Here is a 15,311-nt window from a genome sequence, read left to right on the forward strand (position 1 = left end):
TACAGATACGACGACCAATGCGCTGCGCATGCGGGGATGCATTATTTGCCCGCAAAGGCCAGGCACTCCGGTCCACCATGGCCTCCGTCCAGCGACAGACCCGTCGCTACCCGCATACTTTCAACTACAACAACCGCGTACTACATTAGTCAGACGTGCGCTTGCCGTGCCTGTGACTGGTGCGCAGCGCCCACGACCACACAGCGCGCAGGTTTGAGCCTGGCGGGAGACATCACATGAACAAGATCGGGATTAACGGGTTTGGCCGCATTGGCCGTCTGGTGTTGCGGCGCCTGCTGGAGGTCAACGCTGGCCTGGAGGTCGTGGCCATCAACGATTTGACCTCGCCCAAAGTGCTGGCCTATCTGCTGCGCCACGACTCTAACTACGGTGCGTTCCCCTGGTCAGTCGATCACACAGACGACGCACTCATCGTGAATGGTAAACGTATTGCTGTTTACGCTGAAAAAGACGCGGCCAATATCCCGTGGGGCAAGCTGGATGTGAATGTTGTCGTCGAATGCACCGGCTTTTATACGTCCGAGGAAAAATCCCAGGCGCACTTGACCGCCGGCGCCCGCAAGGTGCTGGTCTCTGCCCCGGCCGGCAACATGAAAACCATCGTGTTTGCCGTGAACGATGACACCATGACGGCGTCGGACAAGTTCATTTCCGTGGCTTCTTGCACCACCAATTGCCTCGCCCCCATGGCCAAAGTGCTGGATGACCAGTTTGGCATTCAAGTTGGCACCATGACCACGGTACACGCCTACACGGGCACCCAGGCGCTGGTGGATGGCCCTCGCGGCAAAGATTTGCGGGCCAGCCGCGCCGCCGCTGAAAACGTCATTCCGCACACAACCGGCGCGGCCAAAGCCATTGGTCTGGTGATCCCGTCACTCACCGGCAAGCTCAAAGGCCATGCACAACGCGTGCCAGTCAAAACCGGCTCGGTGACTGAACTGGTGACCATTCTGGGCAAGAAGGTCAGTGCAGAAGAAATCAACGCGGCCATGAAAACGGCGGCGAGCGAATCATTTGGCTACACCGAAGAAGAGATTGTCTCCTCCGACGTCATCGGCTCTACGTTTGGCTCGGTGTTTGACGCCACCCAAACAGAGATTTCTGAACATGGCGATCTGCAACTGGTGAAAACCGTGGCCTGGTATGACAACGAACATGGTTTTGTGACACAACTGATTCGGGTGCTGGACAAGTTTGTGAAACTGCAATGACCTGTATGTGTATTGGCGGTCATCAAAAAGCCCCGGGAAACCGGGGCTTTTTATTAGATACGGGCAATCACAACCCGGCATTCCCTCAGAAAAGCAATCAGGTGAACTGGAGTCTGCAAAACCTGCAAGTCATGCCAATAATCCATGGATAGTTGCCAATAACAAATGGAGAGCAATCATGGCTCTGGGTATGCGGACTTTGCAAAGTAAACTGGTCGCGGCAGTCAGCGCGATGGTCATTGTGACGGGTGTAGTCATCGCGGGGGCGAGCTACTTTTTATCAAGTGCGCAGCAAGAGAGTGAATCCAAGGCACAGATCAGTGCAGTCAGCAGCGTGCTGGGGATTCACATCGGCAACTGGATTTCCGCCAAGGCCCAGGTACTCAACGCATTCAAACCGGTACCGCATGATGCCGGCCTTGTCGCCGGTATGGGTTATGCGCGGGACGCCGGTGGCTTTGCCAATGTGTTCCTGGCTTACCCGGATGGCACCCAGCAAAACGCCAACAATGTGACCTTGCCGCCGGATAACAATGATCCGCGCAAATGGCACTGGTGGGGTCGCGCTCAGGCTGAACAGAATGGAACGTTTGTCGAGATGCCGTCGGTGGCAGCGGCAACAGGCTCTGCGGTTTCAAGCTTTGCGCACGCCGTCGTCAATGGGGGTCAGGTAGTCGGCGTCATCGGCGCAGACGTCGAAATCTCATCCATCATGCAAGAACTCAAGCGCACGCAATTGCCCGGTGAAGGTTATGCATTCATCGTCAATCATGATGGCCTGATCTTTGCGCATAGCGACCCATCGCGCCTGAATCAGCCTGCATCCGTATTGGGTGCCGCGCTGACACCGGCGGTTCTGGAATCCACCTTCAACGACAAGGGTTTTTCTGAGGTCGCCATTGATGGGCGCACCAAGTTGATCACGGTATTGCCCGTGCCGGGTACCGAGTTCCGCCTGGTCGCCGTCAGCGACAAAGCCGCACTGCAAGCCGCCACGCGCTCCCTGTTGTTCAAGAGCGTGATTATTCTGATTGTGTTGCTGGTGGTGATCATCAGCCTGAGCGCGCTGTTCCTGCGCAAACAACTGCAACCGCTGTTGGGTATCCGTAAAGCCATGCGCGATATCTCGCAAGGCGATGCAGATCTCTCTCGCCGTCTGCCGGTGCTCACGCAAGATGAAGTCGGCCAGACCAGTGAGGCGTTCAACCAGTTCATCGGCCAGTTGGGCAAGACCTTTGCCGACGTCCGCAGCCGCAGCCAGCAATTGGCGCAAGGCGTAGAAAACGCACGCAATGAAATCCAGCGTATCGCGCGGGAGACCAACTCGATTACCGATTTTGCCGGCCACAATGCCGCGGCCATTGAAGAAGTGACGGTCAGCGTGTCAGAGGTGGCGGCATCCGCCCAACAGGCTGATGAACTGGCCAGCCAGACCGCTGAACAAAGTACGAATAGCGCACGGGACCTGGAGAAAATCTCCCGTGAGAGCGGTCAAACGCGTGAAACGGTCCAGTCGATCTCCGGCATGCTCGATACCCTGGCGCAACGCGCCAGCGATATTCGCTCCATTACGACGGTCATCGGCGAGATTGCTGGCCAGACCAACCTGCTGGCATTGAACGCAGCGATTGAAGCCGCCCGTGCCGGCGAACAAGGCCGTGGTTTTGCGGTGGTGGCTGATGAAGTGCGCAAACTGGCAGAACGCACTAGCGCGGCCACCGGCGAGATCACCGGCATGCTCGAATCCATCAGCAAAGAAACCGAGAGCGCCGCCGGCAGCATGCAAGGTGCACTCGATAGCGTCACCGCCAGCGTGACCCTCACCGAACAGGCCAGCGGGCGCATGCGTGAAGTGGCCAGCAGCATTCAGGATATGGCCGGTCGCGTAGGCCATATTGCCGATGCCACGCTGGAACAACGTAACGCAACCAATGCCATGAGCGAGAGTACTGAGCAGATCAACCAGCGGATTGGTCAGTCTGACTCTTCGCTGCAAAACACCTCACGCAATCTGGAAGAACTGGAAAAACTGGCGCAGGCCATCAATGCAGACTTTGGGCGGTTCCGCCTCTAGCCCTCAGCAAAGGCCCGCCATGTGCGGGCCTTTTCAATGATGTGCAGTAAACGCAGTTAGACCAGCAAGTTCTTGTTTGGGCCGTGGTAAAACCTGGTCGTCTTTTCAGGTATTTGTTCGCAGCAAGTATTCCTTGGGGCGTCTCAAAATCTGCTCATCACATTTCGCAATTGAGGAGCGAAATCATGGCAAAAGCTGTCCTTATGCTTGCGGCTTCCACGCTGTTGATCGCAAACCTGGCGTTCGCTGAAGACGTCGTTGTCGTCCAGCAGCCTGCGCCTGTTTATGCACCAGCACCCGCACCGGTGTTACCCGCCGGGGGCGCTTTCATGGGGATGGCAGTGGGCGCTGCCATCGCAAACAACAATGACGATGTAGACATCAACGTCAACCGCTCCACCAACATCCAGCGCGATCAGGTCCAGCACTTCAACCGCGACACCACCATCAACAACACCCGCGAGACCAACCGTCCCCGACGCCAGAGCCGTAATCGCTAATCGGTAAGCTCGGTGCATCGGGCTGGTCAAGACTGTTGCTGGAGTTGTTGAAATGAATCGCCGTCCATTCCGGGCTGAACCCGTTATTGCTCTCACCGTACTTTGTGCCACGCTGTCCATCGGCCTGCGTGTTGGTTCAACCGGACCCCACTCCGACTGGCTCCCGGCACGCCCGGATCAACAAGAAGACAACCAGCCGCGTAGTCGACATCACATTCAGCAATGGTCACTGGCAATCCCCGGTCCGGATCAGGCCCTTGTCTTGCAAGCAGAGACACCACAGCGACCTGCGCAATGGCCAGAATTTAACAGTGTCTCTATCGTCGGGATGACCCACTACCCGCAATACGTATTTACGCCGTGGCTGCACTACCTGGGCAATTCACTGTTCTCTCTCGTTGCGGCCACCACCCTTGCACAAGCCATCTGCGCACATTACCTCGCCGACGGTTTTGCCCTTCCCCGTGTTCTTGCCGGAGCAGATCTCCACGATCGCGGACGCCTGGTGATTACAGTGCTGGAGCGCTAATCAACCCTTGATGGTGCTCTGCATCAAACCTGGTTTGGGAATCAGCACAATCTGATTTACGTCTATCAGATGGCGTGTTCGATATCACCGCTTTGTCAGAAGTCGCTGACTATCTTTCGGGCGAACGCGCTGCGGATATTGCATCGCACCACGATTTCGCCCTGCCAGAGGTATGTGTATGTCGTTTGTTGAACAAAACGCGAGCCATATCGTGACTGCCAATGATCGCGTTACCAAGGTCTTTCAGCATCGCAGTGAAACTGCCCGTGCGCAGTTGACTGATCGCATTGGCAAATCAGCCGAGCGCCTTGCTGCGCTGCAAGCGCGCTCCTGGCTCAATCCATGGCAGGTGTTTGAAGACTGGTGGTCCTACGGCCTGGACGCCACGCAGCGCGGCGTGCTCTTCATGGATACCCTGCGTGAACGAGGCAACAACTATCTGCGCCATGTCGAAGCCGGCCAACCGCCTGTGCTGCACTTCGAGTACGAAATGGTGCTGGATGCCCGAACCTTTGAGCACCCGGTCAATTACGCGTTGATCCGAATCACTCCCCCTGCCGGCGTCAAGGTCGACGCGAAAAAACGTCCCTACGTCATCATTGATCCCCGCGCAGGACATGGTCCGGGCATTGGTGGTTTCAAAGATGACTCTCAGGTGGGGGTTGCGTTGCGCGGCGGTCATCCGGTGTATTTCGTGATCTTTTTCCGCGATCCTGAACCCGGTCAGACACTGCTGGATGTCTGCGCAGTAGAAGCCGTGTTTGTACGCAAAGTCCGTGAGTTGCACCCGGACAGCCCCAAGCCCGCCATCGTTGGCAATTGCCAGGGCGGCTGGGCCGCCATGATGCTGGCGGCATCCGGCCCGCAAGACACCGGCCCGATCGTCATCAATGGTGCGCCGATGTCGTACTGGGGCGGTGCCTGGGGTGATGGCATGGCAGATAACCCCATGCGCTATTCCGGCGGACTGTTGGGTGGCAGCTGGCTGGCGTCGCTCACGGCGGATCTGGGCAACGGCATTTTTGATGGCGCCTGGCTGGTCGACAATTTTGAGGCCCTGAACCCGGCCAATACGTTCTGGGACAAGTACTACCACGTATTTGCCAATGCGGACACGGAACCGCCACGTTTTCTGGAGTTCGAGCGCTGGTGGGGCGGGTTCTATCTGATGAACCGCGAAGAGATCGAATGGATAACCCGGAATCTGTTCGTAGGCAACCAACTCTGGCAAGGCGGCACCCGTGATGGCAAGGGTGCCACGTTTGATCTGCGCGAAATCAAAACGCCCATCGTGTTGTTTGCCTCTATGGGAGACAACATCACCCCGCCACAGCAAGCCTTCAACTGGGTGGCAGATGTGTATGGCAGTACCGAAGAAATCAAAAAGCGTGGCCAGACCATTGTTGGCTTGCTGCATCACGATATCGGTCATCTGGGTATTTTCGTCTCTGGCAAAGTCGCCAAAAAAGAACATGCGCAGATTGTCGAAGTTCTTGAATCAATTGAACTCTTGCCGCCGGGACTGTACGGCATGGAGCTGACCGAGGTCCGTCATGATGATGGACAAGTGACCTGGCAAGTGGAATTCCGTGAGCGTGAACTGGCAGACGTAGCCGGGCGTTTGAACCGCTTTGCACGCAAGGATGAAAAACCGTTTGCTGCAGTGGCTCAGGTCTCTGAGTTGAACCAGCGTGCGTATGAACTATTTGCCCGGCCACTGGTACAGTCAATCAGCAACGAACAAAACGCCAAACTGCTGCGTTACTTGCACCCTTTACGCATGCAGCGTTGGGGCGTGTCAGAACTCAACCCCTGGTTGTCATGGCTGCCTGGTGCCACTGAACAGGTCAAAGCGCATCGCGCTGCAGTACCCAAAGACCAGTACTTCCGCCAACTGGAAGAAACGGGTTCGGCGTTGATCAGCGCCGGCCTGGATTACTACCGGGCCATGCGTGACGCACTCAGCGAAGCCATGTTCTTCCAGATCTACGGCAACATTTTTGGCCAGGTAGCGGCCTCTGATGCCGAGCCACTCATGGCTAAATTCGCCCCGACAGGCGAGCAGTTCGTCCAGGAAGCATTGGCTGCGATCGAGGATGGCGGGTTTGACGACGCCTTTGCTCGCATTTCCGCGCTATTGACCCGGCCGGGTGATATCTCTTTATCCCGCCTCGCCCTCACCCGGGAGATCGCTAACGACTATGCCGCGCTGTTGCCCGATCTGCCACTGGATCAATGGCGGCGTATCCGCGGTGAACAGGAAATCATCGTCCGTCATGCGCGTGATGAAGCCCTGCGTACCCTGCCGGCCCTGGTGTTCGACCCCACCGCCCGCGCGCGTCTGCTCGCATTACTGGACGCGCTTGTGGCCGACCCACGCATACAGGATCGCATGGCGTTACCGGAACAATCGGCCACGCTGGCTCGGATCAGAGCGGTGCTGGCCCTGCCGGCAGAGATCTCGCCGCCCGTGCCGCCTGCAAAGCCCGCCGCACCGCGCCGCAAACGCAGCCCGGCCAAACCGGCCCTCGCCGCAGACAAGTGAGCCCGCCATGACGCAACTTGAACATTCCAGATTCCAGAATCTGATTGATCGTTGCCGTGCTCTGCCGCCGACTTCTGTCGCTGTGGCACACCCTTGCGACGAAACCTCTCTCGCCGGTGCGGTCAACGCGGCGCGCATGGGGCTGATTGCGCCCATTCTGGTCGGGCCGATCAGCCGTATTACCGCCGTAGCCCATGAGCACGATATTGATATTGCCGGGCTGCAGATTGAAGACGCGCAGTTCAGCCATGCCTCGGCCGAACGCGCTGTCGCGCTCGTACGGGAAGGCAAGGCCGAGGCCTTGATGAAAGGCAGTCTGCATACCGATGAACTCATGGCAGCGGTTGTCCGCCGCGAAGCCGGTTTGCGCACCGGCCGGCGCATCAGCCATTGCTTTGTGATGGATGTTCCCGGCCATGATCAGCCGCTGATCATTACCGATGCCGCCATCAATATCGCCCCTGGTCTGGCAGAAAAAGCGGACATCGTGCAGAACGCCATTGATCTGGCCCACGCCCTGGTCCCTGAGCCTCACCGTGAAATACGCGTAGCGATTCTCTCCGCCACAGAGACCATCAACCCCGCCGTGCCTTCCACCATTGAAGCCGCCGCGCTGTGCAAGATGTCTGAACGGGGCCAGATTACCGGCGCGGTGCTGGATGGTCCCCTCGCGCTGGATAACGCCATCAACCTGGAAGCCGCGCGCATCAAAGGCATCAAGTCGGTAGTGGCCGGTCAGGCGGATATCCTGGTCGCGCCCGATCTGGAAGCCGGCAACATGCTGGCCAAGAGCCTGACGTTTCTGGCGGGCGCTGCGGCGGCGGGTATTGTGCTGGGTGCGCGCGTGCCAATCATCCTGACTAGCCGGGCAGACTCGGTCACCACGCGGCTGGCGTCCTGCGCGGTGGCGGTGATGGTGGCCAACGCCCGCAAGCGACAGGCTACGGGGCTGACATAATGGCCGACAACGTGATTCTGGTTCTCAATGCCGGTTCATCCAGCATCAAGTTCTCCGCCTTCACCGTCAAAACACAAGGGCTCACTCAGGTTATGCGCGGCCAGATTGAAAGCCTGGCGACCAACCCGCGGTTTCTGGTGGGGCATGGCGACAAACCTGTTCAAGCCCTTGAAGACTGGGCCGCACCCGGCACCCTGACCCACGATGAAGCCGTGGCACAACTGGTCGCGTTCTTGCAGCAATACCGCGATCAATTTCACCTGGTCGGTGTGGGGCATCGGGTGGTTCATGGTGGCGCGCGCCACGCCGGGCCGGCATTGGTGGATGACGCGCTGTTAGAGGAGCTGGCGGCACTGACACCGTTGGCGCCCTTGCATCAACCCCACAACCTTGCGCCGATGCGGGCGCTCCGGTCGCGGTTACCCGATCTGCCGCAAGTGGCTTGCTTTGATACCGCGTTCCACCGGGATCAGCCTGAACTGGCCCAACGCTTTGCCCTGCCGGAAGCCATCACCCGGCGCGGGGTTCGTCGTTACGGGTTTCACGGGCTCTCTTATGAGTTCATTGCGCAGGCACTGGCCGAGCGCGACCCGGCCAGTGCAACCGGCCGCGTAATCGTGGCGCATCTGGGTAATGGTGCCAGTTTATGCGCCATTCACAACGGCAAAAGCGTGGCGGGCACGACCGGCTTTACAGCAGTGGATGGGCTGCCGATGGGCACGCGGACCGGCGTGCTTGACCCGGGTGTGATCCTGTACTTGCTGGACGACCTCCACATGAACGCCCGCCAGATCGAAAACCTGCTCTACAAAGAATCAGGTTTGCTGGGCGTCTCCGGGATATCCAGCGATATGCGCGTCTTGCTGGAGAGTGATGCGCCGCAAGCCAGGCTGGCGGTCGATCTGTTTGTATACCGCATTGGCCGGGAAATCGGCTCTCTGGCTGCGGCGCTGGGCGGGCTGGACGCGCTGGTGTTCACCGCCGGCATTGGCGAACACGCAGCGTTTATCCGGGCAGCAGTTTGCCAGCAAGCGGCCTGGCTGGGTGTGCGGCTGGATGAACCCGCCAATGCAACCGGCAAAGCACGCATCAACGCCCAGGAGAGTCGGGTGGCGGTGTGGGTGATCCCGACCAACGAAGAGGCGATGATCGCTCGCCATACCGCACACATCACCGGTTTGAATTGAGGAAACCAAGCTCATGCAAAACGAACAAATCCGTCCCATCCTGGCTGGCAAGAAAGCGCTGGTGGTGGGTATTGCCAACGACAGTTCCATTGCCTGGGGCTGCGCTCAGGCCTTTGCCCAAACGGGTGCAGAACTGGCCATCACCTACGCCAACGAAAAAACCCGCACCTACACCGAGCCGCTGGCGCAAAGCGTGGATGCACGGTTATTCCTGCCTCTGGATGTCACCCGGGATGAGGAGTTGAACGCAGTCTTCGAGCAAATCAAACAGACCTGGGGTGAGCTGGATATCCTGGTGCATTCCGTGGCCTGGGCACCCAAAGAAGATCTGCAGGGCGGTTTGATCAATACCTCGGCCAGCGGTTTTAGCCAGGCCATGGATATCTCCTGCCACTCTTTTATACGCATGGCAAAACTGGCTGCACCCCTCATGAAAAACGGCGGAGCCATGATGGCGATGAGCTACTACGGTGCCAACAAGGTCGTGCCAAACTACAACCTGATGGGACCCGTGAAAGCCGCACTGGAAGCCAGTTGCCGTTATCTGGCTTATGAACTGGGCAACCAGGGAATTCGTGTGCATGCGATTTCTCCAGGACCGCTCAAGACGCGTGCGGCATCTGGCCTGAAGGACTTTGATTTGCTACTGAACGAAGCGGCCGAACGCGCCCCGCTGGGCGAACTCGTGGACATCATGGATGTTGGCTACACCTGCGCTTACCTCGCCTCCCCGTTCGCGCGACGGCTATCCGGGGAGACGCTGTACATTGATGGCGGCGTGAACATCATGGCGTGAGTTTTGACCCCGCCTTGACACACCCCGGTCCTGCAAATGCAGCCGGGGTGTTTGTTTTTGGCGTAACGCATTAGCTCGTAAACCTTCCGGCAGGGAGTTCGGGCTGCCGCATATGAGAAATATTCTCAGGCAAATGTCATTCAGATGGTCTAGCGTGGTCAGGTAATGTCTGACAGAAAAATATGATCATGCTTGATTCTTTCGTCAAACTCATTCAAGAAAACCCTTCCATTGCGCTATTTCTGGCGTTAGCAATCGGCCACGCCATTGGCGCCGTGCGTTTTATGTCGATCCAGCTGGGTGGGGTTTGCGGCACTTTGCTGGCGGCATTACTGATTGGCCAGGTCGGCGTGCAACCTGACCCAGGCATCAAAAACCTGTTCTTTGCCCTGTTCATTTTTGCACTGGGCTTTGCGGGTGGCCCCCAGTTCTTTGCCAACCTCAATGCCAAGGGGCTGCGCCTTGGCTTGTTTTCCGCCATTGAAATCGTAGTGGTCCTGAGTCTTGTGCTGGCGGCTACGCACATTCTGAAACTGGATCAAGGCACCGCAGCGGGCTTGATGGCTGGTGCGGCCACCGAATCTGCGGTGGTCGGAACGGCTTCAGATGCAGTGGGCAAACTGGCATTGCCAGCAGCGCAAATCACCCAGATGCAGGCCAATGTGGTGACCGCTTACTCAATTACCTATGTCTTTGGTCTGATTACGATTGTGGTCATGACCAGCCAGATTTTTCCGTTGCTGCTCCGTGTCAATGTAGAAGCCGAAGCACAACGCTTGTGGGCCAGCATGGGCGGATCGGTGAGCGACGCTGACGGTCGCAAGGCCGCGCCGGAAATGGTTGGCCGGGCATTCAAGATCACCACGGCAGCGGGTTCCAGCGTGGATGACGTTGAAAATCGCTATCAGGGTGTCGAGGTGGGTCAGGTCGTCCGCGACGGGCAAAAGCTGCCGCTGACGCAATCCCTGGTCCTGCAAGAAGGTGACCTTGTCCTGCTGACGGGACGGCGCAGCGCGATGCTGGCTGCGGCCGAGATCGGCCCGGAACAGGCCGATACGCTGTCGCTCGATTTTGCAGTCGAGACCATGGAAGTGATTTTCAATCGCCGCGATCTGGCCGACCGCACGCTGGCTGAACTGACTGCCATGGGCCGCCAGTCAGGCGTTTCGGAAGGTGTTCATCTGGTTGCCATTACCCGTGGCGGCCAATCCATTCCGCCGTTGTTTGATGTACCGCTGCAAACGGGTGATGTACTGCGTTTGTATGGCACCCGGGAAAACCTCAATCGCCTGGCGCCTCATCTGGGCGCCCGCGTTGATCAATCCGACCGGACCGATTTCACCTTTGCCGGCCTTGGCATTGTGCTGGGTATTCTGATTGGCATGCTCAGCCTTCGGGTCTCAGGCGTGGCATTTTCTCTGGGCACGGGCGGTGGCGCGCTGCTGACGGGCCTTGTATTTGGCTGGTATCAGGCTCGCAAACCACAGCTGGGCCATATTCCGGCCTCTGCCATCGCATTGCTCAAAGACCTTGGGCTCGCCGTTTTCATTGCCTGCGTCGGCTTGTCATCCGGGCCACAGGCGATGACGCTCATTCACAAATATGGCGTGGCGCTCCCCCTCACCGGTGTGCTGATTGCCTTGCTGCCAGCACTGGTTTCGCTGTTTGTTGGCCGTTATGTGCTCAAGCTGGAGGCGCCGGTATTGCTGGGTGCCATCGCTGGCCAGCAATGCAGCACGCCCGCCCTGAGCGCCGTAGTCAACGTGGCGGGTAATACCACCCCATTGTTGGGCTACACCATCACCTATGCCATTTCCAATGCGCTTTTGCCGCTGATGGGACCACTGATCGTGTTCCTGTCAGGCGTGGTCGGCGGCGCACACTAGCTTTTCCGGGTTGTTCTGATTGGTTTAGACGAGGGGGTTGATGTGGATTGGTTACACGACATTTTCAAACATGCGCCAGAAATTGCATTGTTCTTTTCATTGGCAGTCGGCTACCGCATCGGGCAGATTCATTTTGGCAAATTCCAGCTTGGCGGTGTGGCCGGCTCCCTGCTGGTTGCTGTCGTCGTGAGCCAGGTCGGTGTCTCTGTTGACCCTGGCGTCAAGGCCGTCCTGTTTGCGTTGTTCATCTATGCCGTCGGTTACGAAAGCGGCCCGAGTTTTTTCTCTTCGTTGGGCAGGCAGTCGATCCGGGAAATCATTCTGGCGGCGGTGTTGTCCATCACCGGCCTGCTCACGGTGGTGATCTGCGCCAAAATCTTCGCGCTCGACAAGGGCCTGGCTGCGGGTATTGCCGCAGGGGGACTGACACAGTCCGCCATTATTGGTACGGCGGGTGACGCCATTACCAAGCTGGGTCTGGGGGCTGATGAGGTCAAACGCCTGCAGGCCAACGTGGCGATCGGCTACGCGGTGACCTACGTGTTTGGTTCGTTCGGCGCCATTATTGTTTGCGTCAACATGCTTCCCAAACTGATGGGCCGCAGCATCCGTGAAGACGCCATCGCCGCAGAAGCGTCGCAACAGGCTGGCGTACATGTACTCGGGCCCGGACAAGTGGCCGCTGCGCCGGCATTGGTCGGGCGCTTGTACCAGGTGGGCCCGGCGGCTGGCCGGCAAGTGAGCGAGATCGAACAGTCTTCAGAACCGCCCATTACCCTGGAAAAACTCAAGCGTGACGGCAAGGTGATCGACATCGCCGCCGATACACAATTGCAGCAAGGCGACATCGTGCTGGTGGTGGGCCGCCGTACCGCGGTGCTGGAACAAGCACCGCGCCTGGGGACGGAAATCCACGGCGAAGAAGGCATGGATCTGGTGGTGCAAGCGCGCGAACTGGTGGTCACCAGTCAGCAATTGATCGGCAAGAGCCTCAAGGAAATCGCCGAGCAGACTTCACCGGTGGTGCGCCATGGTGTGTACCTGACTGCCGTATCCCGCATGGGCAAACCCTTGCCGATGGGGCCAGACACCCGTATTGAGCGGGGCGATACCGTGCAGATTTATGGTGCAGAGCGTGATATCAACCGCGTCGCTGGCCTGATTGGTTACATGGTGGTGCAGAGCGACAAGACCGACTTCGTCTACATGGGTGCCGGTCTGGTGGTGGGGCTGTTGATTGGTCTGATCGTCGTCAAGCTTGGATCCATTCCGCTGACGCTGGGCAGCGGTGGCGGCGCATTGCTGTCCGGCTTGCTGTTTGGCTGGTATCGCGCCAAGAAGCAGAACTTCGGGCTGATTCCTACCGGAGCGGTGCAGTTACTCAAGGACCTGGGGCTGGCCGGCTTTGTGGTCGTCGTGGGGTTGTCATCCGGTTTGCAAGCTGTAGAGACCATCAAGGCGCAAGGCATGTCGATTTTCTTGATTGGCGTGGTGGTCACCATGTTGCCCATGATTCTGACCATGCTCTTTGGCCGCTACGTGCTGCGCTATGACAACGTCGCTGTGTTTGCCGGCGCCCTCTCCGGCTCACGCAGTGCTAACCCGGCGTTTGGGGAAATCCTCACCAAGGCAGAAAACGCCGTCCCGACGGTGCCTTTTGCCATCACCTATGCACTGGCTAACGTTTTTCTCACGCTGCTGGGCCCGTTGATTGTGGCCCTGGTCTGATTGCGGGCCGGGGTTTCCGGCCTGCCCTTTTTGTAAACGATGCAACCGGCAACAGGAGCAGTTTCAATGAGCAATCTGAATTTCGAAGAACTGGCCACTTTGAGTCCTTTTGAACTCAAAGACGTGTTGATGAAGTCAGCCTCCAGCAATCGCGAACGTTCCATGCTGAATGCTGGCCGGGGCAACCCGAACTTCCTGGCCACTGTGCCGCGCCATGGCTTTTTCCAGTTTGGCCTGTTTGCCATGACCGAGGCCGAGCGCTCGTTCATTTATATGCCCGAAGGCGTGGGTGGTTTTCCGCAACGTGAAGGCATCGAAGCCCGTTTTGAAATCTTCACCAACACCCATACCGAAACCAAAGGCATCGATTTTCTGAAATCGGCCGTGTCCTACGTGCGTGATCAGCTGGGTCTGAATGCCGGTGACTTCATTTATGAGATGTGCGAAGCCATCCTGGGTTGTAACTACCCGGTGCCGGACCGCATGCTCAATCTGAGCGAAAAAGTGGTGGCGCAATATATCCACCGCGAAATGATCGGCACCCATCCGTTCGTGGGTAGCTTTGACATGTACGCAGTCGAAGGCGGTACTGCGGCCATGACTTATCTCTTTAACAGCCTGCGCGAAAACAATCTGCTCAACTCTGGCGACACCATCGCCCTGGGCATGCCGATCTTCACGCCGTATATCGAGATTCCGGAACTCAACGACTACAAACTGAAAGTCGTGACCATTGATGCACCGCCGGAAAACAAATGGCAATTCACCAAGAAGGAACTGGACAAGCTGCTGGACCCCAAGGTCAAGGCTTTCTTCCTTGTGAACCCGAGCAACCCGCCTTCCGTACGGATCAGCCAGGAAACACTGGAATACATTGCCGATATCGTCAAACGCCGGCCCGATCTGATCCTGCTGACCGATGACGTTTACGGCACCTTTGCCGATGATTTCGTCTCGTTGTTTGCCCTGTGCCCATACAACACCATTCTGGTGTATTCGTTCTCCAAATACTTTGGCGCGACCGGCTGGCGCATGGGTGTGGTTGCCACGCACGAGACCAATCTGTTCGATGAACTGATTGCCAAACTGCCCGAGGCCAAACTCAAGGAACTGGACGAGCGCTATGGTTCAATTACCACCGAGCCGCGCAAGCTCAAGTTTATTGATCGACTGGTCGCGGATAGCCGTACTGTGGCGTTGAATCACACGGCGGGCTTGTCCACGCCGGTGCAGGCGCAAATGGCGTTGTTCTCTTTGTTTGCGCTGATGGATGAACCAGAAGCCTACAAGAAAGCGATGAAGCGCATTGTCCGCCGCCGCAAGATCGCGCTGTACAAAGAACTGGGGCTGGAAGTGCCGCACGATCCGGATTCGATCGACTACTACCACTTGCTGGACTGGGAAACGATCGCCACCCAATTGCACGGCCGCGACTTTGTCGACGCGATGCTCAAGCAGTTCAAGCCCAATGAGTACTTGCTCAAGCTGGCAGAAGAAACCGGCGTAGTGCTGCTGCCAGGCCGGGGTTTCGGCACCACGCACCCTTCGGGCCGTGTATCGCTGGCCAACTTGAACGAAGTGGATTACGCCCGTATCGGTGCCGCAGTACGCAAACTGGGAGACAGCTACTACCAGAAGTGGTTGGCCAGCAAAGGTGGCAAGAAACCTGCTGCTGCCGCAGCCGCCGCTGCACCGGCAGCCAAAAAGGCAAAGCCTGCGACCAAACGCAAGTAAAACGGCTCCGGGCTGGCGGCATGAAGCCAGCCCGCAGTGCAGGTTAGCCACAACAAACCGCAATAAAAAAAGCCCTTGTTCTCAAGGGCTTTTTTGTTTTCTGCGGGATATCACAGCCGGCTGAAGATAACCCGGCCGC

At 58.0% G+C, this 15,311-nt stretch carries 11 protein-coding genes; all 11 read left to right on the forward strand.

Going from position 1 to position 15,311, the window contains the following annotated elements; translation table 11 throughout:
* Positions 1-236 precede the first annotated feature (236 nt).
* The 11 genes from gap to IEX44_RS03470 all read left to right on the forward strand — a co-directional run bounded on the left by gap (position 237) and on the right by IEX44_RS03470 (position 15,172).
* A complete protein-coding gene (gene gap, locus IEX44_RS03420) occupies positions 237-1,235 on the forward strand; it encodes a type I glyceraldehyde-3-phosphate dehydrogenase (RefSeq protein ID WP_188688827.1) in 999 nt (332 codons plus the stop codon).
* Positions 1,236-1,413: 178 nt separating this feature from the next.
* On the forward strand, positions 1,414-3,309 hold the full coding sequence (locus IEX44_RS03425; protein ID WP_188688829.1) for a methyl-accepting chemotaxis protein: 1,896 nt from the start codon (positions 1,414-1,416) through the stop codon (positions 3,307-3,309).
* Between the two features lie 185 nt (positions 3,310-3,494).
* A complete protein-coding gene (locus IEX44_RS03430) occupies positions 3,495-3,809 on the forward strand; it encodes a hypothetical protein (RefSeq protein WP_188688832.1) in 315 nt (104 codons plus the stop codon).
* A gap of 52 nt (positions 3,810-3,861) precedes the next feature.
* Positions 3,862-4,338, forward strand: a complete 477-nt coding sequence (locus IEX44_RS03435) for a hypothetical protein (RefSeq protein ID WP_188688835.1) — start codon at positions 3,862-3,864, stop codon at positions 4,336-4,338.
* A 178-nt stretch (positions 4,339-4,516) separates the two neighbouring features.
* Positions 4,517-6,883 (forward strand): DUF3141 domain-containing protein, encoded by a 2,367-nt coding sequence (locus tag IEX44_RS03440; protein WP_188688838.1) that lies wholly within the window; start codon positions 4,517-4,519, stop codon positions 6,881-6,883.
* Between the two features lie 7 nt (positions 6,884-6,890).
* A complete protein-coding gene (locus IEX44_RS03445) occupies positions 6,891-7,841 on the forward strand; it encodes a phosphate acetyltransferase (protein ID WP_188688841.1) in 951 nt (316 codons plus the stop codon).
* Entirely contained in the window at positions 7,841-9,028 is a 1,188-nt protein-coding gene (locus IEX44_RS03450; RefSeq protein ID WP_188688844.1) for an acetate/propionate family kinase, read from the forward strand. Before IEX44_RS03445 ends, IEX44_RS03450 begins: the two co-directional genes overlap by 1 nt.
* A gap of 13 nt (positions 9,029-9,041) precedes the next feature.
* Entirely contained in the window at positions 9,042-9,824 is a 783-nt protein-coding gene (gene fabI, locus IEX44_RS03455) for an enoyl-ACP reductase FabI (protein ID WP_188688847.1), read from the forward strand.
* Between the two features lie 188 nt (positions 9,825-10,012).
* Positions 10,013-11,710: an aspartate-alanine antiporter gene (aspT, locus tag IEX44_RS03460; protein ID WP_188688852.1), complete on the forward strand. Its 1,698-nt coding sequence runs from the start codon at positions 10,013-10,015 to the stop codon at positions 11,708-11,710.
* 42 nt (positions 11,711-11,752) lie between these two features.
* On the forward strand, positions 11,753-13,438 hold the full coding sequence (gene aspT / locus IEX44_RS03465) for an aspartate-alanine antiporter (protein ID WP_188688855.1): 1,686 nt from the start codon (positions 11,753-11,755) through the stop codon (positions 13,436-13,438).
* Positions 13,439-13,504: 66 nt separating this feature from the next.
* A complete protein-coding gene (locus IEX44_RS03470; RefSeq protein WP_188688858.1) occupies positions 13,505-15,172 on the forward strand; it encodes a bifunctional aspartate transaminase/aspartate 4-decarboxylase in 1,668 nt (555 codons plus the stop codon).
* Positions 15,173-15,311 lie beyond the last annotated feature (139 nt).

Source organism: Silvimonas amylolytica, from assembly GCF_014645555.1.
GTDB lineage: Bacteria > Pseudomonadota > Gammaproteobacteria > Burkholderiales > Chitinibacteraceae > Silvimonas > Silvimonas amylolytica.